This window comes from Erwinia sp. ErVv1, from assembly GCF_900068895.1.
In the GTDB taxonomy this organism is placed as follows: domain Bacteria; phylum Pseudomonadota; class Gammaproteobacteria; order Enterobacterales; family Enterobacteriaceae; genus Erwinia.
This window is the reverse complement of record NZ_CDPK01000002.1, coordinates 529,750-552,933: the sequence shown is the minus strand read 5'-3', so window position 1 is coordinate 552,933 and position 23,184 is coordinate 529,750. Positions and strand designations below refer to the sequence as shown.

Here is a 23,184-nt window from a genome sequence, read left to right as displayed (position 1 = left end):
CCCCGTAAGGGATGGCCCTGGTAAACATCGGCCCTGCTGTCAACAGGCACAGCAGGACGACGTCGCGTCAGCGTTACTGACCTTTCGGGCTGTTTTCGGGCATCTGCGAAGGCAGTTTTAACAGGCTGCGTTTACCTGCCACTTCCTTCGCGTCAATGGCCGGTGCGGCATTACCCCAGGCGTTACGGATGTAGGTGGTCACCGCGGCGACCTGCTCATCGGAAAGCTTCCATGCAAAGCTCGGCATTGCCCCGCTGGTGGGGTTACCCGCCGTGACCGCGCCGCGTCCGCCCTGAAGCACGGTGGTGATCAGCGAGGATCCATCCGGCCCCATAATTGCCGGGTTGTTCGCCAGGCTGGCGGCAAGGTTTGGAATACCTTTGCCGTTACTGTTATGACAGGCGGTACAGTTCACTGAGTAAACGTCTGCCCCCATTTTCATCTGCGCTGAATCTGCCGCCAGCGGGGCAGGTTTCTTACGATCCGAACCCGGCTGCGATTTAATATAGGTCGCGATCGCGTGCAGATCCTTATCACTCAGATGCTGGGTCGAATTGGTTACCGCCTCGGCCATGGGGCCAGATGCTACCGCCACATGGTTACTGCCCAGTTTAAGGTAGTCCACCACCTGATCTTCGGACCAGTTGCCAATACCGGTATAAGTATTGCTGGTGATCTCAGGCGCGTACCACTCGCTGAGGTTGCTGCCCTGGAGATACGCGCTGGTATCACCCCCGATAATGTTTTTCGGCGTATGGCAGGCGGCACAGTGTTCAAGTCCCTGAACCAGATAGGCACCGCGGTTCCACTCGGCAGATTTAGAGGCGTCAGGAGTAAACCCTTTGTTTTCAAAAAACAGCAGGTTCCAGCCCATCATCGCCAGACGGATGTTATACGGGAAGGGAAGGTTAGTTTCCGGTGCCTTGTAATGCACCGGCTTAACCGAACGCATATACATCCACAGATCGTGCATGTCGGCATCGCTGACCTTCACGTAGGCGTTGTAAGGCATCGCCGGATAGAGATTTTCTCCGTGTTTCCCCTTACCGTGGCGAACGGCGCGGTAGAAGTCACGCTCGGTCCAGCTGCCGATGCCGTACTCGTTGTCCGGGGTGATATTGCTGGCAAAGATCCCGCCAAACGGCGTGCTGATGGCATAGCCGCCGGAGAAGGGCGTTTTGCTGCCGGGTGCGGTGTGGCAGGCCACACAGTCACCGGCAATCGCAATATATTTACCCCGCATCACGGCTTCAGCATCCGACGCCGCTGGCGGCTGTCCTGTCAGCACGCTGGTTCCGGCAACGTCATCCGCGCGGGTGTTGCCGTTTTGCCACAGCAGAGCCACGGCAACGGCGGCGGCAACCACAACGATACCGCCTGCAATTTTGATTTTTTTCATCTCACACCTTCACCAGCGGACCAGGGTTTTTCATGTACTGCTCCAGGATAGCTTTTGCCGTCCACAGGCTCAGTGCGCCAATTGTGCCCGTTGGGTTATAACCGGCATTGTTCGGGAAGGATGAGGCCCCCAGCACAAACAGATTGTGCGCGTCCCAGCTCTGCTGATAGCGGTTCAGCACGCTGGTCTTTGGATCGGTGCCCATCACCGCGCCGCCGATGGTGTGATCGCTGGCGAAGTTATAAGGGGAGTAGTGACCTGATGCGGAGTTGGTCCCCAGAACGATTTTGGCGCCCATGGCTTTGCCGATCTCAACGCTTTTCTCTTCAATGAATTTGGCCGCGCGGCGGTCATTTTCGTTGTAGTCGAAGGTGACGCGCAGCAGCGGGTTGCCATTGCTGTCTTTGTACTCCGGATCCAGATCCAGATAGTAATCTTCGTGGGAATAGCTGGTGCCCTGGCCAAAGATAAAGGTGCCGTTCTGGAACGCATGGGTATAGGCTTTTTTCCACTCTTTTCCCCAGCGTGGCGTACCGGGCGGCAGGGCATCGGCGTTACCGATTGGCCTTGCGCCACGGGCCACGACCAGAATACCGGCACCGCCGATAAAGCCGAGGTTGCTGTGGTCAAAGTTATCGCCGTTAAAGTCATCAACCTGCTGGGAGAGTGCGCCCGCGCCGATAAACTGGTTAAGGTTTTCATCTTCAAAAAACAGGCTGGCGCCCGCCACCGTCTGGAAGCTGTAGGCACGTCCCACCACGCCGGTTTTACTGACCGGATCGTAAGGCTTGCCGATTTTGGACAGCAGCAGCAGGCGGACGTTTTGCATCTGGAAAGCAGACAGGATCACGATGCCTGCCGGTTGCTCCCACTCTTTTTTGTTACGGTCAACGTAGGTGACGCCGGTAACGGTTTTGCCATCTTCCGCTTTATTCACCCGCACCACCGCCGAGTCGGTCAGCACGGTGAAATTTTCACGCTGCATCAGCGCCGGGATCACACAGGCGTTCGGGCTGGATTTAGAAAAATTGCCGCAGCCGTAATAGAGGCAGTAGCCGCAGTAGGTGCAGGGACCCATGCGCACGCCCAGCGGGTTAACGTAGGCACGAGACGCCTGGCCTGCCGGCACCATAAAGGGGTGCTGACCGAGGGATTTGGCCGCATCGCGGAACAGGTCGGTCAGGCGCATGCCTTCCAGCGGCGGCAGCGGATATTCACTGCTGCGATTGCCCTCAAACGGGTTACCGTCAGGAATGGTTTTGCCGTTGAGCCTGCCCGCTTTACCGGAGACGCCGGCGATTTTTTCAAAGCGATCGTAAAACGGCTCCAGCTCATCATAGGTCACGCCCCAGTCCTGGAGGATCAGGCCGTCGGCAATCTGCTTTTTACCGTAGCGCTCAATGGTTTGCGTATAGGGTTGTAAATCAAACGGGGTAAAGCGCCAGGCCATACCGGCCCAGTGTGTGCCGGATCCGCCAACGTTATAGCCCAGCTCATTCAGGTTCCAGTCGCGGCTTGGCAGCGCTTTCTGGGTAATATTATTGCGAAAGGTGGTGGTTTCTACCGCAGGGGGGAGCAGCATGCTGCGGCGGGTGTCCCAGCGCAGCTCGTCGGTATCTACCGACGGGGGAAAATCCGTGGCGGTTTCAAACCAGGGACCGCGCTCAATCGCGACGACATTTAATCCGGCGCGGGTTAACTCTTCGGCGATCAGCGAACCACACCACCCCAGGCCGACGATAGCGACATCAGCTTTTGGACGTACATTATTCATCTTCAGAACTCACATTTGCTCAGAAACACAACGCCCAAATTTACAGGGTGTTATCAATCAGACTGGTCGGGATGATATTCAGCTTTTGCCCTTTTTTACTGAGCATGTCGCGGAAATCGTAGCGCGCGCCGGGAAAACCAATCATTTTCCAGCTGGTCATATCTTTATTACCGCCATAGATGGGGTCAGATAAGAATCCTTCGCGCACGTTTTGCAGCAGCAGTTCAAAAAAGACCTTCGTTTCGACGTCGGCGCCTAAATCGAACTTATCGGCTTCCATGGCGTGCAGGATGCTCTCCTGCTGTTCGCTGCTTAACCCAATAAAGTCCTGACCAAACCGCGCGCGGGTGGCACGATCCAGTGCGGCCAGACCCTGACGGTAACGCTGTGCGGGCGTGAGGGGAGACTGAGGACCCTGCTCAGGGGTGCCCTTAACGAAGCGGCCAAGGCGGTATTCGGCCACGGCATTGCCGTAATCACCCGCCAGCTGACGGTCAATAAACACGGCACAGCCAGCATCTTTGCCGCTGAGGCTCATTTCATCAGCCGGAATAAAGCGCTCGGCAATGATTGCGACCGTATCGAATTCGTGCTGAGTCAGATACTGAAGACCCCCTTTACGGGGTGGAGGAGGTGGGGTGTTAATCTTACCGGGTTCCCATGGCTGTCCACCATTCACAACCTCGGCCTGCGCAGCAGGCAGTGAGGAGGCGACCCCCAGTGCAACCACTGAAGTGAGAAATTCTCTGCGTTTCATATTTTTCCTGGTTAACTGATCACAATGCGTGGAACTATTTTTAGTTTTTTTAAGGCGGTGACTTGATGAAAAAAGCACCTGACCAGAGTTTTTCTTTATAAAATAACAAGCGAATTATTAACAATTTAACAACAGGACCAGAATAATTTTTTCCCCCAGGCCAGGGAAGTTTTATGTTGAGGGTTTTCCATCATTTGTTGAGGGTTTTCCATCATCGGCCTGGTGTTATTCCCGCTAATGCCTTTCTATAGTGAACTCACCTGACCCTGCAGGCCGCCATACGCTGCGGCTTTCTTACAAAAAAAACTGGAGTGACTATGTTTCCTCGTACGCTACCGCAACCTGAAGTAATTTCTACCGATACCCTGCCCACGCTGCGCTGGGGGATTATCGGTCCGGGCTGGATAGCCGATCGCTTTGCGGCGGCGTTTCGTCACCATACCCGTCAGCAGCTGGTGGCCGTGGCGGGCCGCAATCAGGAAAAAACCGCTGCGTTTGCTGGACGCTGGGATATTCCGCAGGTCTTTACCGATGCCAGTGAAATGCTGGCGCTAAAAGATCTGGATGTCGTCTATGTCGCCACGCCGCATAATCATCACTTCCCTGATGCAATGAAGGTGCTCCAGGCCGGAAAGCACGTTTTGATTGAAAAACCGCTGGCCCTGAATGCGCAGGAAGGGGCAAAGCTCCAGCAGGAAGCCCGCGCCAGAAAATTATTCTGCCTTGAGGGGATGTGGTGTGACTTCACACCGAAGTATGATGTGCTGCGCCAGCTGCTGGCAAACGGCGATTTGGGCGATCTGCATACGCTGATTGCCGATCACGGCGAGTATTTTACGCCCGATCACCGTATCTTTAACCCGGACCTTGCGGGCGGGCCGATGCTGGACCTGGGGAGCTATCTTATCTCGCTAAGCATCACCGTGGCCGGCAGCGTGCCGGCTCAGGTGCTGGCGCAGGGGCAACCGGCACCTGGCGGCGTTAACGGACAGGCTTCCATGCTGTTCACCCACGACAACGGCATGCATTCAGTGTTGAATACCACGTTATTCAGCCGTACGCCTTCGGGTGCGGTGATTGCCGGACGGGATGCGACCCTGAGCCTTAACGGGCATTTCTACGCGCCCGGTGATTTTACCCTGGCGTCCAGCGAAGGTAATCAGCTCCTGCACTGGAAAGATAAGGGTGGACATTATGAACAGCTCTCGTATGAAATTGAGCACACCGCCTGGTGTATCGGTCAGGGGCTGATTGAGTCGCCCATCCGGCCGCTGGGAACGTCGCTGATGACGCTGAGCACCATGGATAACGTGCGGCGTCAGTTGGGCATCGTATTTAATGAGGAAAGGCAGGATTGAAGAGTAAGCGTTGCAGTTGTGGGTCATTTTTTTCGGAGCAGAAATGAAGAAAATGACCCTGGAGACGCTGGCCAGGCTGGCCGGCGTTGGCGTAGCTACGGTGGATCGGGTACTCAATGAGCGCGGCGGCGTCTCGCCGGAGACGGCGCGCAAGGTATTGCTGGCCGCGAAGCTGAACGGCCTCAACCGTATTTTGCCTGAGGCGTATCAGCATCCCTGGCGGATTGAGGTCATCCTCAGCGCCAACGGTTCCTATTTTTTCAAAGGCCTGGATGACAATTTCAGGGAAATTGCCAGCGCACTCGGCTATCGCCGGGTGACGCTGCATCGCACGTTTATCGCCGAATCCCACCCTGAAAGACTGGCCGCACACATTGCTGAGTGCGCCCACACGCGCGACGGCATCATTGTTTATGCACAGGATCACCCTGCGGTTTATGCCGCGCTGGCGAGCTGTCGCGAGCGTGGTATTCCGGTGATCACCATCGTAACCGATCTCCCGGATGCTGCCCGCCTGTGCCATGTCGGCATCAACCAGCTCCAGGCGGGACGCACGGCCGGTTTGCTGATGGGGCAGACCCTGAAAACAGCGGGTGAGGTGGTGGTGGTTAGCGGTCGCTGCGACTACAGCGCGCACCGCGAGCGTATAGAGGGCTTCCGTCAGGTGCTTCTGCGGCGTTTTCCACAGATTAGCCTGAAGGAGGTGCTGGCAGGGCAGGATGAACGACAGACCATACGGCGTTTGCTGGGCGAGACGCTGAAAAAAAATGGCAATATTGTCGGGCTGTACAATACCGGATCCGGCAATACTGAGATCAGCGCCGAGCTGGATAATCACCATCTGCTGGGCCAGTGCGTCTATATCACCCATGAACTCTACAGCCTGACCCGGCGTCTGCTGCACAGCGATTGCCTCTCTTATGTACTGGATCAGAACGCCCGGCAGCATGCCCAGCTGGCGATGGATATTCTGCTGAAAAAACTCAGCACCAATCAGGATGCTGACATCTATCAGAGCGGGAAGGTGGATTTCAATATTATTACCGCTGAAAACTGTGACTGATCCGAGAAAAATTCCCGACATCTCCACAAAGCGTAGCGCTTAAGGATGGGGGTTATCTGGTCCCCTTAAAGGAGTCCGCTTTCATGAATACTGAAATCCATACTGTCGTCGCCGTCGTGGGTCCAGGTGCCATCGGCACCACGGTCGCGGCGGCGCTGCACGAAGTCGGCCGTACACCCTTGCTGTGTGGACGCACTGCCCGCGATCGCCTCACGCTGCAAGAAGGCGACCGCTTTATCACCATACCCGGTCCCGTTCAGACCAATCCCAAACAGATTGCTCGCACTGTTGATCTTGTTTTTCTGGCAGTCAAGGCGACACAGGTCGAGGCGGCAGAAGAATGGCTCTCGGTGTTGAGCGGTCCAGAAACCGTTGTGTGCGTTTTGCAAAACGGAGTGGAACAGTTGGATAAGGTCGCTCCACATTACGGACAAATCGTTCCTGCCGTTGTGTGGTTTCCTGCGCAGGCACAATCAGATGGCTCAGTGCGCCTGCGCGGCGACCTGCGCCTCAGTCTGCCGGACTTATCGGCTTCCCGCGTGGTGGCCGAAGCGCTGGAAGGCACCCGATGCTACGTGGAGCTGGCCGCAAATTTCAGTTCCCTGGCCTGGCGTAAGCTGTTGCAGAACGCGGTGGCTGGACTTATGGCGCTTACGCATCGCCGTTCTGGTATGTTCGGCCGCTCTGACATCGCTAAGCTAACCCTCGCCTATTTGCAGGAATGTCTGGCCGTGGCCCGCGCAGAAGGCGTTGAGCTTGGTGACGAAGTGCCGCAGGAAATCCTCGATAAGTTCCAGGCAGCGCCTGCGGACATGGGCACCTCAATCCTCACGGATCGAGAAGCTGGCCGACCACTAGAATGGGATATCCGCAACGGTGTTATCTCGCGGCGCGGCCGGGTTCATGGCGTCCCGACGCCGATTAGTGACATCCTGGTGCCACTTCTTGCGGGGGCGAGCGACGGTCCGGGTTGAGCGCCATACCCCTTATATGCTGTCAAAGGTACGCGTGTTTATCGATTTTCTCAGTGAGGAACAGGTGTTGAGAGGGGGTTAAGATGACAATCCGGTGCGCGGAGTCCCTTCCACGCAACGTTGAGCAGTCTGACGCCGGGAAAGGGATTTACCCGCCGGGTCAGACTTAAGCGCTTACTCCTGGGAGGATGTCTCCCCATAAGCATCAATAATCTGCTGCGTGGAGGCGGCTTCAGCCGCTGAGGTCGTACTCTTCTCAGCTGCAGAGGGAGAACTTTGCTGCGCCGCAGCGGCAGCGGTTGCGGTGGTCTGCTGCGCCTCGGTTGCCGCAGGCTGAGCGGTCGTGGTGGTCTGCTTCGCCGCGGTTGCCGCAGGCTGAGCGGTCGTGGTGGTCTGCTNGGTCTGCTGCGCCTCGGTTGCCGCAGGCTGAGCGGTCGTGGTGGTCTGCTTCGCCGCGGTTGCCGCAGGCTGAGCGGTCGTGGTGGTCTGCTGCGCCGCGGTTGCCGCAGGCTGAGCGGCCGTGGTGGTCTGCTGCGCCGCGGTTGCCGCAGGCTGAGCGGTCGCGGTGGTCTGCTGCGCAGCGGTTGTCGCGGGCTGCGTGGTCGTGGTGGTCTGCTGCGCCGCGGTTGCCGCAGGCTGAGCGGTCGGGGTGGTCTGCTGCGCCGCGGTTACCGCGGGCTGCGTGGTCGCGGTGGTCTGCTGTGCTACCGCTGGCGCAGCCGGTTTTACTGGCGCTGGAGGGAGCGGCGTTTCGCCCCGATCGGTAAAGGAGGGCTTATTCCGGGTGACCGAATAGGCAACATGCCTGACCTCGCCCTTCTTCGAAACGACGGTGATAGGATCGATAGTCACGCGACCATAGCCGAACAGCGTACGAACATAGCCGCCCACTTTATGCTTCCCGTCGGGAATATGTAGCGCTTTACTCTCACCGCGGGTCAACATGCCTCCCTCATTGCCGTCAATGGTCACAAATACCGAGGAACCATCATCGGCTTTGGTGGTTAAGTGTGAAACATCTATCTGGGAAGGACCGGAGAAGAAATCGGGTGGAGGCCCACCGGCCTGATTTTTAGCACATCCGGTGAGCGTTATGGCGGCCACAGCGGCGGCCAGGGTGAAACGATAAATCATAGTACCTCGTTATCCACTACGGCTTAGGACCTCCTATAATACTGCTACGGCATCGGCATAAACAGTCACTTACCGTTAGGGTTCATCTTAAAATTGTTAGCATTTGGTAAAAGCGACGATCTCAGATTCATCAATATCATGCGTAATTATGCAGCAGTTGCGGGGGGGATATTACTCAAACCCCCAACGGTGTGCCAGGATGAATAACACAACGTTGCTTGAGATAGCCTGTAACATTAAGGAGATAAGATGAAAAAAATCCTGACGCTGGCAGCCCTGCTGGCTTTTAGCTTGAATGTAATGGCCGATGACGGGGGATTTAAAGGGGGGGAGGCACCACCACCGCCGCAGAAGAAGGATGCCGGGTATAAAGGCACCGAGGACACAACCGAAAGTCAGATCAGTGGCATTCGCGATCTCAGAGATGGGGCGTGGGTAACGCTGGAGGGGAATTTGATCAAGCAAACCGGGCGCGATACGTTTCTTTTTCGCGATAAGTCCGGCACCATTGATGTCACCGTTCCTCATGCTGCATGGAAGGGGCGAAAATATGGTGCTGATGACCAGGTTCGCATCAGCGGCTACGTTAAAGGGCGTGGCCAGCATACGCGCGTAGAAGCGAAACAGGTTTCTGAGCCGTAACTCATGCCCGATTACGGTCGTTATCGCAGACCGGATGCGCCCCGGCAGTGATATCGGATCGCTGCCGCGGGGCGTATCGAAAGCCCCCCATGATAAATGTTATTTTCCGCTATCCTTATCATCATTTTATTTATTGCGGACGGTTACATATAGCGACTGATAAATAAAAGGATTTTCTGAATTAATTCAGATAAGGGTTTTTTTCTTACATTCAGATATTCACCTGTATGTTGTAATTTATAAGCTAATCATGAAGATAAGAATATTTATTATTTTGTGATTGATGTCGCACCCCATTCTTGCAAAGGCCCGGCAGCCTGCTAGCCTTATAAAGGCAAGAGGCCTGCTGGGGTGGCTTCCATTTTTAACAGGATTGTATTCCAGCAGGATATCTTTTAACACGAAGAGGAATTTTGTATGACTCAGCATCGTGAAAACGAAGATCGTGAAAAAGCATCAGACGCAGGTAAAAAGGGCGGCCAGGGCAGCGGCGCTGGCAACTTCAAGAATGATCGAGAAAAAGCTTCTGAAGCTGGAAAAAAAGGCGGATCAAAGAAATAATTTTCTTGCCGACTTTAGGTAGGTCAAATTAATTCATCGCGTAACGCCTGCCGCCGTCATGGTTTTCGCTATGGCGGCGGTAATTATTTCTGTCCATACAGAATTACCCCCCCCCTCCGCTACGGATTTCTTCTCATATTTACTTTTCCCATGCACAACATTATTTAATGATCAGGCAACTAATTTGATATTGACTTCACCCGCGAGGCTGTTGAATGCGGATGGCAGATAACCTATGCTCAAATCCTTATGTGGGGGTGGCGAACAGGCTGCCTTAAGGCTATGCCATCTGTCCAGGTAGAGAATTCTATGAATATAAGAAATGCGTTATCTGCTATTCCTGAAGTTTGCTTTAACACTAATCCGGTAAATGACGATCTTAATGGTGAACTTGTAGCAACCATTTTATTTGTGCAGAATAGTATTATCCCGCAAGGCAGGCATATCGCAGGGGATATTCAACCGCATTTAACGGCTAACCGTAAAACGATGGTGTTATTTAAGCCAGCGCCGGGTTCTGGAAATAATCCTTCAGTCGTTATGCGTGTGGAAAATGCTGCGGGCTCAGTGGTTGGGCGCTATACAATGCTTACACCGGAAAAGCTAACCCGGCCCGTGGCACTGGACGGGATTATCTACGGTGAAGGATTCTGGTCAGCTATATTACCTGCAACGCTGATTGAGCCGGGGATAAAACTTGAATTTGAGCATAATGGCAAGATGGGCAGCCTGCATGATATTACTGTGGGCGCGCCGTCTGAACTCATTATTCATACCATTGATTTAGGCATGTTGACCCCTTTTCGAGGGCATTTTACTTTTCAGTCTGTATCTGAGTATCACCGACAATATTTTCATCAAATACCGGTAAAAAAATTAGTGGTCTCACGTTACGAGCCTCAGTATTTCACTGAGATTATGTTGCCAGATGGGCGTTTATTAAAAGATTATGACCCCAGCACCGGCGGCATCTACGATGGCACCATGCGGCAACGTATAGGCAAAGAACTGATCTCACTGGGTATTGATAATGCTAATTATGGTATCAATTCCTCTAAAGGAACCGGCGAAGAGAGTCATCCTTATAGCGTTGCGCAGCTGGCGGCGCATAACTCCGTCGGAAAATATGTTAACGGAATAATTGTTCATGGATTGTCTGGCGGCGGTGGGATTGTTACCCTTGAAGACAGCGTGGGTAATGAATTCAGTCATGAGGTAGGTCATAATTTTGGTCTGGGCCATTACGAAGGTGATTTTGCAGGTTCGATTCATAATCGCCCCTCTGAAGTAAATTCCTGCTGGGGGTGGGACAGCGATAATAACGCATTTATTCCTAACGTTGAAAACGCGGTAACAAACCTGCCAACCTGTCAGGAGGGTATTTGTGCTGCACCCTTTGAGGGCCATAGTTTTGGGCGTGATGCCATGGCCGGTGGTAAACCTCTTTATAAAGATGTAAATAACTTCACACTTTATACCCCTTACGTACTGAATAAGGCCCAGATTTTCCTGGAAAATAAAGCTGTTTTTGATGCCGCGTCACCTACCGGGTTTAAAAAGTGGAACGCGACCGACAGAGCAATGGTTCCGTGGATAAATACCATATTGTCTGACCCGGCCAGCGGTCGTGAAGTTAAGATCCCCTTTAAACAGGGTGTTTCCGTAGTTACCCTGGTGGGCTATTATGATCCCTTTCAGATTATGACCAGCTATATGTATCCTCCACTTCACGGATCCTATGGTATGGTTTATCCCTCAGATGGAGAGACATCAAATCAGTGTTATATTGAAGTGCAAACCCAAGGCAACGGTAACTGGTATTTCAGGTTAGCCTATATCAGGTTTGGTGCTGAAGTAATGAATAAGTTTCATATAAATTTTGAGGCGCGGCTTAATCCGGTTAGGGCAACCCTTTTTATAAAAGGGAAGAGCGTAGCCTCAATGGATATCGGGCAGGCTACTGAAAGGAGTCTCTATACCATCAATGGCCATGAATTCAATAATGGCTATCCCGCCACGCTCTTAAACGCCTCCGCTGAGAGTGGCGATCTCTCTGGATGGACGCTGGATAAAGGGCAATTCAGGGTAGTTACCGGGCAGGACAATATTCTGGCGGCTGAGGGAGATTCCTTTTTTACCGCGCGTAGCGGCGGCTACTGGCCCGATAATAACGATCGTATGAGCCAGCAGGTGGCGCTTGATACTGTCATGGTTTCATCAGGTAAAACCGTAGCAACCCTGACATTTAAATCTAACGGGTGGGGAGACGGTGATTATGGCGAAGTGTGGCTGATTGCCAGGAATCGGTCTGGTATTGAGGTAGGCAGAACTTCCATCCTTTCCATTCATGCTAAAAGAGAGTGGACGGATAACCGCGTTTCACTGGAGTTGCCGATCGGTGCCGCTACGCTAATCGTTGAGGTTAATGCGTACAGACTCTCNAAAAGAGAGTGGACGGATAACCGCGTTTCACTGGAGTTGCCGATCGGTGCCGCTACGCTAATCGTTGAGGTTAATGCGTACAGACTCTCCGGAACGACCTCTGATGTCCACTTCGATCAGTTTGAACTGAACGTTGAGAGAGTCCTTCCCGCCGCACTACAAAACCCCTCAGCTGAGACGGGGAACCTGAATGGCTGGAAACTGGAAAAAGGGGAGTTTAGCACGATCGCTATGCAGGATGACATCCATGCGGCAGATGGAAACTACTTTTTCACCGGGCGCAATGGCGGCGACTATCCCGATAATCACGATCGGATAAGCCAGGAGGTGGCGCTTGATACCGTCATGGTCTCAGCGGGTAAAGCCCTGGCGACCCTCAGGTTTCAATCTAACGGGTGGGGAGATGGGGATTATGGTGAGGTGTGGCTGGTAGCAAGGGACCAAAGAGGCGTAGAGGTCAGCAAAACCTCTATCCGTTCGGTCCATAACCTCCATAAGTGGACGGATAACCGCGTTTCACTGGAGTTGCCGATCGGTGCTGCTACGCTAATCGTTGAGGTTAATGCGTACAGACTCTCTGGAACGACCTCTGATGTCCACTTCGATCAGTTTGAACTGAACGTTGAGAGAGTCCTTCCCNGCTACGCTAATCGTTGAGGTTAATGCGTACAGACTCTCTGGAACGACCTCTGATGTCCACTTCGATCAGTTTGAACTGAACGTTGAGAGAGTCCTTCCCACCGCATTACAAAACCCCTCAGCTGAAACGGGGAATCTGAATGGCTGGAAACGGGAAAAAGGACAGTTTCGGGCGATTGTCACCCAGGATGATATCTATTCGGTGGACGGAAACTACTTTTTCACCGGGCGTAACGGTGGCAGCTATCCCGATAACAACGATCGGATAAGCCAGGAGGTAGCGCTTGATGCTGACGTGGTCTCAACAGGTAAAGCCGTAGCAACTCTCAGGTTTCAATCTAACGGGTGGGGGGATGGGGATTATGGTGAGGTGTGGCTGATAGCAAGGGACCAAAGAGGCGTGGAGGTCAGCAGAACCTATACCCGTTCGGTTCATAATCCCCGTAAGTGGACGGATAACCGTGTTTCACTGGATTTACCCATTACTACCGCGACGCTGGGGGTGGAGGTGAATGCATTCAGACTGTCCGGCACCACGTCAGACGTTCACTTCGATAACTTCATACTGAACGTCAAATAACACCCGCATAATTGCACCAATAACTGGATGTAACAGCCTGCCCACCGCCTCAGGGCAGGCTATAATTCCCCGCAGTAAGCAGAGCGCAACCCTTATTCAATTTCGTTATAACTCATTTCCTAATGGTCCTTTTCACCCTCAATACTCACCTCTACTATCGCGAGGACATTAGCCCAGACAATAATGTATTCATTTTAATCAGTTTACTTAATTGGTCGTCGATTTTTGTACATAACAACAGCAGGCTCCACCCGATGATAGTTTTGCGCAACGTTTCCAGGATTTTCAACACCAGCGCCGGTCCGGTCACCGCGGTTGACGATGTCAGCCTTGAGGTAGGACAGGGACAAATATATGGCATTATCGGCTACAGCGGCGCAGGCAAAAGCACGCTCATTCGCCTGCTTAACGGGCTGGAAAAGCCCACCGCCGGCAGCGTGACGATTGCCGGGCAGAATATTGCGACGGCAAACGGCGAAGCCCTGCGCGCGGCAAGGCTAAAAATCAGCATGGTGTTCCAACATTTTAACCTGCTGTGGTCGCGTACCGTCAGTGAGAATATTGCGTTTTCCCTGCAAATTGCCGGGGCCCCAAAGGCCCAGATACAGGCGCGGGTAAAAGAGCTGATTGAGCTGGTGGGACTGGCTGGCAAAGAGAATACCTATCCGTCAAAGCTCAGCGGCGGCCAGAAGCAGCGTGTGGGCATCGCCCGCGCGCTGGCGAATAACCCGGAAGTTCTGCTCTGCGACGAGGCGACATCAGCCCTTGACCCGCAGACCACCGATGCCATTCTCGAATTGCTCCTGGATATTAATCGCAAACTTCAGCTCACCATCGTGCTGATCACCCACGAAATGCATGTGGTTCGCAAAATCTGTCATCGGGTTGCGGTGATGGAGGAAGGCAGAATTGTGGAGGAGGGCGAGGTGCTGTCGGTGTTTACGCATCCGCAAAAGTCTATTACCCGCCAGTTTGTGAAGCAAACCACGGAATACAGCAGCGCCGACACGCCCTTTAACGCCGCACTGGTTGATGGCGACGCGGGCAGCGTACTGAAGTTGACCTTTGTCGGCCAGAATACCAGCCAGCCCATCGTGGGCGAGCTGACGCTGAAATACGCGCTGCCGTTCAATATCCTGCATGGAAAAATGACCCAAACCGCCCACGGCACCTTCGGTGAGCTGTGGCTACAGGTCCCGGCCAGCGGTGCTCAGCTGGAGAATATACTGGCCGATCTGCATGCCCGCGCCGTCACGACCGAGGTAGTCAATCATGATTGAGACACTTTTTCCGCATCTGAAGCTGGACCAGCTCTGGTCAGCAACCTGCGAAACGCTTTATATGACTGCACTCTCAGGCGTTGCGACCTTTGTGCTGGGGCTGCTGCTGGGGCTGGTGCTGTTTCTGACTGCGCGCGGCGGGCTGTATCAGAATCGCGTGCTCTATTCGATCATTTCGATTCTGGTCAATGTGTTCCGTTCTATTCCCTTTATCATTCTGATCGTACTGCTGATCCCCTTCACCAAAACGCTGATCGGCACCATTCTGGGCGCGAATGCGGCGCTTCCGGCGCTGATCGTCGGCGCGGCGCCTTTCTATGCCCGGCTGGTGGAGATCGCCCTGCGTGAGGTAGACCGTGGCGTGATTGAAGCCACGCGTTCAATGGGCGCGCGACTGAGTACGCTGGTGTTCCGCGTTCTGCTGCCTGAATCCTCTCCGGCGCTGGTTTCCGGTATTACGGTCACCCTGATAGCGCTGGTCAGCTATAGCGCGATGGCGGGGGTGATTGGCGCGGGTGGCCTGGGTAATCTGGCCTACCTTGAAGGTTTCCAGCGTAACCACAGTGACGTCACGCTGGTGGCAACGGTGATGATTCTGGTGATTGTTTTTATCATCCAGTTTTTAGGTGATGTCATTACTACACGGCTCGACAAACGTTAACGTTAAGGATGGAATAATGAAAAAAACACTGACGCTGCTGGCTGCGGCCACCCTGGGCGCGCTGAGTCTGAGCGCGTGGGCAGATACCCTGACCGTGGGCGCTTCCAATGTCCCGCACGCGGAAATCCTGGAGCAGGCAAAACCGATTCTGGCTAAGCAGGGTATCGACCTTGAGATCAAGCCTTTCCAGGATTACATCCTGCCGAACACGGCGCTGGCCAGCCACGACATTGATGCGAACTACTTTCAGCACGTTCCCTACCTGAACAGCGTGCTGAAAGATCATGCGGGCGATAAAAGCTATGACTTTGTCAGCGCGGGCGCCATTCATATCGAACCGATTGGCATCTACTCCAAAAAGTATAAGTCGCTGAAGGATCTGCCGCAGAATGGCAAAGTGATCATGCGTGACGCCGTAGCCGAAGAGGGGCGTATCCTCTCGATTTTCGAAAAGGCCGGCGTGATTAAGCTTAAGCCAGGCGTCAGCAAAGTGGATGCGCGCATCAGTGACATTGTGGACAACCCGAAGCATCTGCAATTCCTCGCAAACGTTGAGGGCGCACTGTTGCCGCAGATGTATAACAACGATGAAGGTGACGCGGTAGTGATTAACGCGAACTACGCGATTGATGCGGGTCTGGATCCGGTTAAAGATCCGATTGCGGTTGAGAGCGGCGAGAATAACCCGTATGCCAATATCATCACCGTGCATCGCGGTGATGAGAATAAGCCAGACATTAAAGCACTGGTTACCGTTCTGCACTCTAAATCAATTCAGGACTGGATCCGCACCAAATATAAAGGCGCGGTTATTCCCGTTAATAACTGATGCCACAGGCCGGGAAACCGGCCTTTTTTATACTGCGCTTACGTACGCCGGTTTTTGTGCCGCTTCGATTTGCGGAATGGTCAGCCGGGGATCAAACAGCCCGGTCGAGAGATAGGTCAGGCCGCTGTCAGCCAGAATCACCACAATACGTTTGCCGGCGTTCTCCGGCCTGCGGGCAATTTCACGCGCCGCAAAGAGCACCGCGCCGGAAGACTCCCCAACCAGAATACCGTCCGAAGCCGCGACTTCGCGCGCGGTCTGTATCGCCTGCCAGCTCTCCACGGCAAAGACATCATCTACCAGGGTACGATCGAGCGTGGGCGGCACCCGTTCAGGTGCCACGTCGTGGAAGGCGTGCACCCCGGTTATCTCACGCCTGTCCGGGTTATCAGGGCCAGGGATCGAGTGGCTGCCTGGTTCAACGCCAATCAGCTGAATTGATGGCGAGTGCTGCTTCAGATAGCGTCCCGCGCCGGAAAGGGTACCGCCGGTGCCGACCGAGGCGATAAGCAGATCAATATGGCCGCCGGTCTGCTGCCAGATCTCCGGTCCGGTATGCCGGTAATGGGCATCAGGATTTACCGGATTCTCCAGCTGGCAGGTAAAGCAGATATTCGGCTGCTTCAGGATAACGTTAGCCGCCAGCCAGCGGGCGGCAGCAACAAAGTCACCGTCGCTCTCTTCAATAACGTTGTCAAAGCCCTCGACCTGGCTAAACGGCACGATCTCCGCACCAAAGGCAGTGAGTATAGCAAAGCGCTCGGCGCTCAGTTTGTCGTGAAGATAGACGCGAAATTTATAGCCCTTTGCTGCCGCAATGGCGGCCAGCGCAATACCGGTATTGCCGCTGGTGGTGTCGACCAGCGTCATGCCGGGCCGCAGCCTGCCGTCACGCTCCGCCGCTTCTATCATCGCCAGCGCGATGCGGTCTTTACTGCTGTGATTAGGATTAAAATACTCCAGCTTCGCCACCAGCTCGGCCTGCAGGGTAAACTGCTGGCTGAAGCCGTTAAGCCGCAGCAGTGGGGTCTGGCCGACCAGTTCGGTAATGCCGTTATAGATTGTCATTAAAGGCTCCGGGGATAATTCAGGCCGCGGGGATATCCGCGCCAAGTAAATCGAGCACGCGGGTACGAAGCTGGATCAGGCGCGGGTCGTCGCGCCGACGCGGCCAGGGCAGGGCCACGTCAAGGGTGTCGATAATACGGGCGGGACGCGGGCTAAAGACCACTACCCGATTGGCCATCAGCAGGGCTTCTTCCACATCATGAGTGACCATCAGCGCGCTGAACTGCTGCTCCCGCCACAGTGCGACCAGCTCCTGCTGCATACGGATGCGCGTCAGGGAGTCGAGCTTGCCGAGAGGTTCATCCAGCAGCAGCAGTCGGGGCCGGTTAACCAGCGCGCGTGCCAGCGAGGCGCGCTGCGCCATGCCGCCGGAAAGCTGATGCGGCCAGGCATGGGCAAACTGGCTTAAACCCACCTTCTCAAGCATGGCGTCGACGCGAATTTTGTCCTCTGCGGTCAGCCTGCTGCGGGTTTCCAGCCCCAGCGCGACGTTACGCCACACGCTGCGCCAGGGGTAGAGGGTGGGATCCTGAAACACCACCACCCGGCTGGGATCGGGGCCGCTAAGCGGCCTGCCATCTTCCTCAATCTGCCCGACGGCAGGCCTGTCAAGCCCGGCCACCAGACGCAAAAGGGTGGATTTCCCACAGCCGGAGGGGCCAAGCAGGGCAACAAATTCCCCCGGCTTCACCCGTAGCGAGACGTCGTCCAGCACCGGGAGCGCCTCACCGCCCAGATAGAACGCGTGGCTGATGCCCGCAATAGTTAATGCCAGCCCGGTGACCGGGCTAATGTCTTCGGCTAACGTCATTTATGGTCCTTATATCTTCTGCTGCTGGCGGTTATATTCCGCGCTGAGAATAAAAGGTAAATAAACAATAACCGCTAAGCTAACGTACAAAGTGAATATAGTGAGGCTTTGAGACATATTGCCGCTGGCAGAATTATTAATGCACTAATGTTATTTGGTGGATATTTCCAGGCCTGTAAAAGTAGTGAGCACATCATACTTCAGGGAGTTAATTATGGCCGGTCACCGGAATTTTTCGCGACGTTCCTTTATTCAGACGCTTGGCGCGATGGGAGCAGGAATAGGGCTGGCTTCAGCGCTGCCTGCCTGGGCTGAACCTCCGACAGCCGCCGGGGGAAAACTGACCCCCGTTAAGCTGGCCTGGGGACAGACGGCGGTCTGTCAGGCACCGATCTCCGTGGCGCTACAGCAGGGCTTTTTTAAAAAATATGGCCTGGACGTTGAGCCGGTCAACTTTAGCGGCCCGACGGATGCCCTGCTCCAGGCCATCGCTACCGGGCAGGCGGATGGCGGCATTGGTATGGCGCTGCGCTGGCTTAAACCGCTCGAGCAGGGGTTTGACGTCGATTTGACCGTCGGTACGCACGGCGGCTGTATGCGGCTGCTGGCCCCGGCCAGCGCCGGGATCCACAGCGTACGCGACCTGGTGGGAAAAAGCGTCGCGGTGTCCGATCAGGCCAGCCCAATCCGCAATTTCTTTGCTATCCAGCTGGCTAAGCAGGGCATTGATGCCGACAAACAGGTCAACTGGGTACAGTACCCGGAAGACCTGTTTGGTGAGGCGCTGCGCAAGGGGGAAGTCCAGGCGCTGGCCACCGACGATCCCCAGGGATGGTTAATCAAACATCGTGAGGGGCTGGTCGAGGTGGACAATAACCTTAACGGCGAGTACCGCAATCTGACCTGCTGTGTATTAGGCCTGCGCGGATCGCTGGTACGTAATAATCCCGCCGTGGCGCGGTCAATTACCCAGGCGATCGTGGATGCCCAGCAGTGGACCGCCGATCATCCGGCAGAGACGGCAAAAATCTTTGCCCCCTATGTGCCGGGCCAGGTACCGATTGACGACATCACCGCGATGCTGCGCGAACATACGCACCATCATCACTCGACCGGCGACCAGTTGCGTAAAGAGGTCGCGGTGTATGTCAATGAGCTGAAACTCATCAACGTGATACGTCCTGATACCGATGCGCAGCGCTTTGCGGAACACTATGTTCCCGAGCTGCTGCCTGAGGTTCAGCACGCGCATATGAGCTAACGGAGGCACCATGTCCAGCGACGCCTTTACCGATGCCAGCCCGAAGAAAAGCAGCGGGCATACTGCACTGCCGCCGGTCTCATCGCCTGCAATCCCATCCGCATTAGCACAAACGTCTGCACCATCAGCTGCTATTCCGCGCACGTTCGTACAAACGCCTGCGCCCCCGGCAGCCATTTCGCCCGCCTTAGCGCTGGCGGTACTCGCCTGGTGGCTGCTGGCGGCGCTGATGATCTTCTGGCCGGACCGGCAGGTGGGTTTTGCGCCGCCGCGCTTTGTCGGTGAAACTCACCGGCTGTTCGTGGTGCTGGCGGTCTTCCTCACCCTCGCAACGCTGCTGGGAAGAGTGCTTAACGGGCGGCTGTTCGACCCGCTGCGCAGGGCGGCACGCTGGCTGGTGGTGCTGGCCGTGCTGATTGCCCTGTGGGAAACGGTTACCGCCAAGCTGGCGCTGCTGCCCGCGCCTTTTTTCGCGCCGCCGCGTGCGCTGGTTGAGGCCTATGCCACCGACTGGCGACGGCTGGGGGACAGCGTGCTGAATTCGCTGCGGCTGCTGGCGGCAGGTTTTGTACTGGGCAGCCTGAGTGGCTTTATCACCGGCGTTGCCATCGGCTGGTCGCGTGGGCTGGGGTACTGGGTTCATCCGGTACTGCGCCTGCTGGGTCCGGTTCCCTCAACGGCGCTGCTGCCTCTGTCGCTCTATTTCTTTCCCTCCAGCTTTTCCGCGGCAATTTTTCTGATTGCCCTGGCAACCTGGTTTCCGGTGACGGTGCTGACCTGGTCAGGTGTCAGCAGCGTTGACGATCGCTATTATGACGTGGCAAGAACTCTGGGGGCGCGTCCGCTGTTCCTGATCCTGCGCGTGGCGGTACCGGCATCGCTGCCGCACGTGTTTGTCGGGCTGTTTATGGGACTGGGGGCATCATTTTCGGTGTTGGTCGCCGCGGAAATGATGGGGGTGAAGTCGGGGCTGGGGTGGTATCTACAGTGGGCGCAGGGCTGGGCCGCCTATGCCAATATGTACGGTGCGCTGATCGTGATGGCGCTGCTATTCTCCTCGCTAATCACGCTGCTGTTTACCCTGCGTGACCGGCTGCTGTCATGGCAGCAAGGTGCGATGAAGTGGTGAGGGGATATCAGCAGGGTTGTTTGAGCGGTGTAATTACCGCCGGGATGGGTATATGATGAAGAAAAGGTGACCAGCACAGAGGCGAAGGAATCGCAATGCGGAGTATTGAAGAGGACAATAAATTAGCAAACAGGCTGTCCTATCTGTTTTTGTTTGCGGGTGTTATTCCGCTGGTAGTGATTTGGGCGATGGATTTGCATAACGCTGACTCTGCCATTCTGAAGGATATCGCAGCCAGAACCGCCGATCTTCCGGGACTAATATCTGCAAAAAATCCGCTGATGACTAAGGTCATGGATGTTTATTGCAAAACCGCACCCATTTTGGCTTTTTTATGCTTTGCGTGTACGATAAAGATTCGCAAAGTTATTAAGAATGTTGACAGAGCGGCGCTTATACGCTCTTGTCTGCTCAGTCCATTCTTCTATGCATTTTGTTTTTATCTATTATTGTGCTGCGATCATGAACTGACCACCGCAGGGAGACCTCTCAGGCTGATGTCAGGACATAATTCACTCTTGCTGCTGGCGTATATTGCATTCTATTTTGTGATATTTATGTTGAGCTATGGCGTGCTTTTTATTCCTGTTATTGCTCGCAGGCTTTTAAAAGAAAGGCGGCAATGACCGCCTTTCTTTCCAGTTAATTTGCGGGGCGGATTATTTGCTGATTTAGTTTGTCAGCCACGTTGTCATCAATCAATGCTCCGACGATGGCAGCGAACATAATTCCTGATATTCCCACAGCTATCGCAGGAACGCCAGCATATAACAAAGCAAGCCCAATTGTCGCTGAGAAAAAACCTAAGGCCAGGCTGGCAGCTATCCCGCCCAGCACCCAGGACTCTACTTCCAGTATTAGCGGCCCCCAGTTTCCAGTTTCATATCCTTCGATACTTTTTTGCCTCACCTTCTCGACTTTCATCACTCTATCAGCAATTTTAAACGCTTTTCCGAGATTACTGAGTTTATTCGCCATATCCTGAGCATCTACATGCTTCCACGCATTAACAATCGCATCTTTATCTGCTTTATTGATTTTCATCGCAGGATTAGACGTGACTTTGCTCAGCGATGCCATCGCTTGATCGTAACTGCGAATATTTTTCCCCTGGAAGTTCTTTATATCATTCGCAATTTCGTTAGCCAGCGATTTATACTTATCTCCAAGATACTCACCCATTCGGTCACCGACATCAGCGATAAGCCCACTGGTTTTGCTCAGCGTCTCTCTTTCAGCACTGGCTTTCTCGGCCGCTTCCTTCTCACGCTGACGTGCCAGTTCTTCCTGCTCTTTTCTTGCCCTGTCCTCTGCATCCTTTTGCTTTCGTGCATTATTAATCACCACCAGTTCAGCCTGTGCCAGCCACGTTGCCTGTTTCGCACGCACAATCCTCTGACCAGAATGGCCACTGTTTACCAGCGGTGCATTAGCGCTTATGATTTTATTCAGCGCGGCAATACGTGCATCGGAAGTATCACCTCTAAAGGAAATAGTAACGAGACCACCTGGATTTGAGCCTGCTTTCTTTCCATTATTTGCCGTCCCATTATTGTTGGGAATTAAACCGGGTGGTAGAGGACCGAGGTTCACTCCCACCCTGTATCCATCCACGGTGGGAACTGCTGGTGATGAAAGAGATACTTCGGCTATAATATCGCCGTTTCCATCGATATAATAGCCTGTGAACTCTTGTGGATTGATACCAAAAGAACGGGCAAGGGTATCACCTGCGGCTCGGGAGACTACACTGCTATTTCCCTTGTTATTATTGTGCGACCCATTATTTCCCTTGTTACCTCCGCTACCTCCGCTGTTACCACGTGGACTTTCTGAGCCTGGATTAGATGATGGGGCATCGACCGTTATAGTACCCTGATCATGGCTTTTGCTCATATTATTTTCCTCATCCTTAGGGTTTATAAGAGCTTGTAAATCTGTGGTGCTGCGCCTCGAAAGTTCTGATGCTATCCCCATAGAGTGATTTTCAACATATCATAACCGCACATTCCACTGTGATTTGGGATCTGACTCCTGTTATTTGAATAATTAATTTTTGTCCATTTTAGTTCGCGTGTTGTTATTTTTTAACTCGCCTGCTTAAATGATGCTGCAATATATACTTTCAACTATAAGGGGGTTCTACGCCGGAACCGTCGAAATTTCCGGCGCGAGGTTTTCAGTGATCTTTAGGCACGTTAATGACTCCATTTGCATTGCCTTGTGCCAGCCTTCCCATCAATTTTGCAAAGCGAAAATATTCAGGCTATCGCAGGAGAATGTAGTCCATCTGTACTCTTGACGCGCTGTCCATCACCCGTTAAGAGGCATCCATATAGTCTTATTTCATCTTCAGGCCATAGGTGAGCGGGAGTAGACATATAATTTCCTTATCATTGATGATTTAAAAAAATGCGATATTCACGCTGTCACCATTTACAGTAACGCGTAAAAATAAAAATCATAAGTGTGGCGAATACGCCTGTAGGCCAGACAGGGCTGTCAGGGAAAAATATTCCTGAAGCAGTGCGAAAATAATCGTGAGAATCACTGGTCCGTACAGAGATGATAAAAATCTAAGTTGCCACGCTCGAATACCGGTTCAATCAGGAAATACATCATTTCCAGTTATTGCATGTAAAGTGCGAAGTGCCAGGCTGGGTTTTGAACCTGTAGACGATGGGCACTATCCGCCGCTTTCTGGACAAGGCCATATGTAGCCACAACTCCAGCTATCGTACCCGCTGCACGTCCTGTAAGGGTGCTGGCAGCGATATGGACATTCACTGTCATAAGCGCTTTTTTAATATGTTCTAATTTTG

General features: G+C 53.9%; 18 protein-coding genes and 2 pseudogenes. 12 read left to right on the top strand and 8 right to left on the bottom strand.

What is annotated here, in order from left to right:
* Positions 1-73 precede the first annotated feature (73 nt).
* The 3 genes from A1830_RS03945 to A1830_RS03935 are packed head-to-tail and all read right to left on the bottom strand — an operon-like array spanning position 74 to position 3,930.
* Positions 74-1,399: a c-type cytochrome gene (locus tag A1830_RS03945; RefSeq protein ID WP_067702020.1), complete on the bottom strand. Its 1,326-nt coding sequence runs from the start codon at positions 1,397-1,399 to the stop codon at positions 74-76.
* 1 nt (position 1,400) lies between these two features.
* A complete protein-coding gene (locus tag A1830_RS03940) occupies positions 1,401-3,173 on the bottom strand; it encodes a GMC family oxidoreductase (RefSeq protein WP_067702017.1) in 1,773 nt (590 codons plus the stop codon).
* 40 nt (positions 3,174-3,213) lie between these two features.
* The gene (locus A1830_RS03935) at positions 3,214-3,930 is read right to left on the bottom strand and encodes a gluconate 2-dehydrogenase subunit 3 family protein (RefSeq protein ID WP_067702014.1); all 717 of its coding nucleotides are present in this window, start codon (positions 3,928-3,930) and stop codon (positions 3,214-3,216) included.
* Between the two features lie 317 nt (positions 3,931-4,247).
* Between A1830_RS03935 and A1830_RS03930 the strand changes: the two genes are divergently transcribed.
* The 9 genes from A1830_RS03930 (at position 4,248) to A1830_RS03880 (ending at position 16,093) form a co-directional block, all read left to right on the top strand.
* Positions 4,248-5,288: a Gfo/Idh/MocA family protein gene (locus A1830_RS03930; RefSeq protein ID WP_067702011.1), complete on the top strand. Its 1,041-nt coding sequence runs from the start codon at positions 4,248-4,250 to the stop codon at positions 5,286-5,288.
* Positions 5,289-5,331: 43 nt separating this feature from the next.
* On the top strand, positions 5,332-6,351 hold the full coding sequence (locus tag A1830_RS03925) for a LacI family DNA-binding transcriptional regulator (protein WP_067702259.1): 1,020 nt from the start codon (positions 5,332-5,334) through the stop codon (positions 6,349-6,351).
* Positions 6,352-6,434: 83 nt separating this feature from the next.
* A complete protein-coding gene (locus A1830_RS03920) occupies positions 6,435-7,325 on the top strand; it encodes an oxidoreductase (protein ID WP_067702008.1) in 891 nt (296 codons plus the stop codon).
* A 1,383-nt stretch (positions 7,326-8,708) separates the two neighbouring features.
* Positions 8,709-9,101, top strand: a complete 393-nt coding sequence (locus tag A1830_RS03910; protein WP_067702002.1) for a YgiW/YdeI family stress tolerance OB fold protein — start codon at positions 8,709-8,711, stop codon at positions 9,099-9,101.
* A gap of 417 nt (positions 9,102-9,518) precedes the next feature.
* On the top strand, positions 9,519-9,662 hold the full coding sequence (locus A1830_RS03905) for a con-10 family general stress protein (protein WP_067701999.1): 144 nt from the start codon (positions 9,519-9,521) through the stop codon (positions 9,660-9,662).
* A 282-nt stretch (positions 9,663-9,944) separates the two neighbouring features.
* Complete coding sequence (locus tag A1830_RS03900) at positions 9,945-12,761, top strand: M66 family metalloprotease (RefSeq protein ID WP_197473282.1); 2,817 nt, start codon at positions 9,945-9,947, stop codon at positions 12,759-12,761.
* Positions 12,762-13,577: 816 nt separating this feature from the next.
* The gene (locus tag A1830_RS03890; RefSeq protein WP_067701990.1) at positions 13,578-14,603 is read left to right on the top strand and encodes a methionine ABC transporter ATP-binding protein; all 1,026 of its coding nucleotides are present in this window, start codon (positions 13,578-13,580) and stop codon (positions 14,601-14,603) included.
* Positions 14,596-15,264: a methionine ABC transporter permease gene (locus tag A1830_RS03885; RefSeq protein WP_067701988.1), complete on the top strand. Its 669-nt coding sequence runs from the start codon at positions 14,596-14,598 to the stop codon at positions 15,262-15,264. Before A1830_RS03890 ends, A1830_RS03885 begins: the two co-directional genes overlap by 8 nt.
* Before the next feature lie 16 nt (positions 15,265-15,280).
* Complete coding sequence (locus A1830_RS03880) at positions 15,281-16,093, top strand: MetQ/NlpA family ABC transporter substrate-binding protein (protein ID WP_067701985.1); 813 nt, start codon at positions 15,281-15,283, stop codon at positions 16,091-16,093.
* A gap of 27 nt (positions 16,094-16,120) precedes the next feature.
* Here the strand turns inward: A1830_RS03880 and A1830_RS03875 are convergent, their stop codons facing one another.
* Both A1830_RS03875 and A1830_RS03870 read right to left on the bottom strand, forming a co-directional pair.
* Positions 16,121-17,161: a PLP-dependent cysteine synthase family protein gene (locus tag A1830_RS03875; RefSeq protein ID WP_067701982.1), complete on the bottom strand. Its 1,041-nt coding sequence runs from the start codon at positions 17,159-17,161 to the stop codon at positions 16,121-16,123.
* Between the two features lie 19 nt (positions 17,162-17,180).
* Positions 17,181-17,972 carry an ABC transporter ATP-binding protein gene (locus A1830_RS03870; RefSeq protein ID WP_067701979.1) on the bottom strand — a complete coding sequence of 264 codons (792 nt, stop codon included), beginning with the start codon at positions 17,970-17,972 and terminating at the stop codon, positions 17,181-17,183.
* Positions 17,973-18,186: 214 nt separating this feature from the next.
* Between A1830_RS03870 and A1830_RS03865 the strand changes: the two genes are divergently transcribed.
* The 3 genes from A1830_RS03865 (at position 18,187) to cui (ending at position 20,988) form a co-directional block, all read left to right on the top strand.
* Entirely contained in the window at positions 18,187-19,233 is a 1,047-nt protein-coding gene (locus A1830_RS03865) for an ABC transporter substrate-binding protein (RefSeq protein ID WP_082804082.1), read from the top strand.
* 10 nt (positions 19,234-19,243) lie between these two features.
* Positions 19,244-20,362: an ABC transporter permease gene (locus A1830_RS03860; RefSeq protein ID WP_082804081.1), complete on the top strand. Its 1,119-nt coding sequence runs from the start codon at positions 19,244-19,246 to the stop codon at positions 20,360-20,362.
* Between the two features lie 95 nt (positions 20,363-20,457).
* Entirely contained in the window at positions 20,458-20,988 is a 531-nt protein-coding gene (cui, locus tag A1830_RS03855) for a colicin immunity protein Cui (protein ID WP_067701976.1), read from the top strand.
* Between the two features lie 16 nt (positions 20,989-21,004).
* On the opposite strand, the gene A1830_RS23750 is transcribed toward cui, so the two are convergent.
* The 3 genes and pseudogenes from A1830_RS23750 to A1830_RS23175 all read right to left on the bottom strand — a co-directional run.
* Positions 21,005-22,258, bottom strand: coding sequence for an MAP7 domain-containing protein (locus A1830_RS23750; RefSeq protein WP_304439231.1), 1,254 nt, complete (start codon positions 22,256-22,258; stop codon positions 21,005-21,007).
* 283 nt (positions 22,259-22,541) lie between these two features.
* A pseudogene (locus A1830_RS23865) lies at positions 22,542-22,703 on the bottom strand (arylsulfatase regulator); the annotation flags it as partial.
* A 290-nt stretch (positions 22,704-22,993) separates the two neighbouring features.
* Positions 22,994-23,182: pseudogene (locus tag A1830_RS23175) on the bottom strand (hypothetical protein); the annotation flags it as partial.
* Positions 23,183-23,184: the final 2 nt, after the last annotated feature.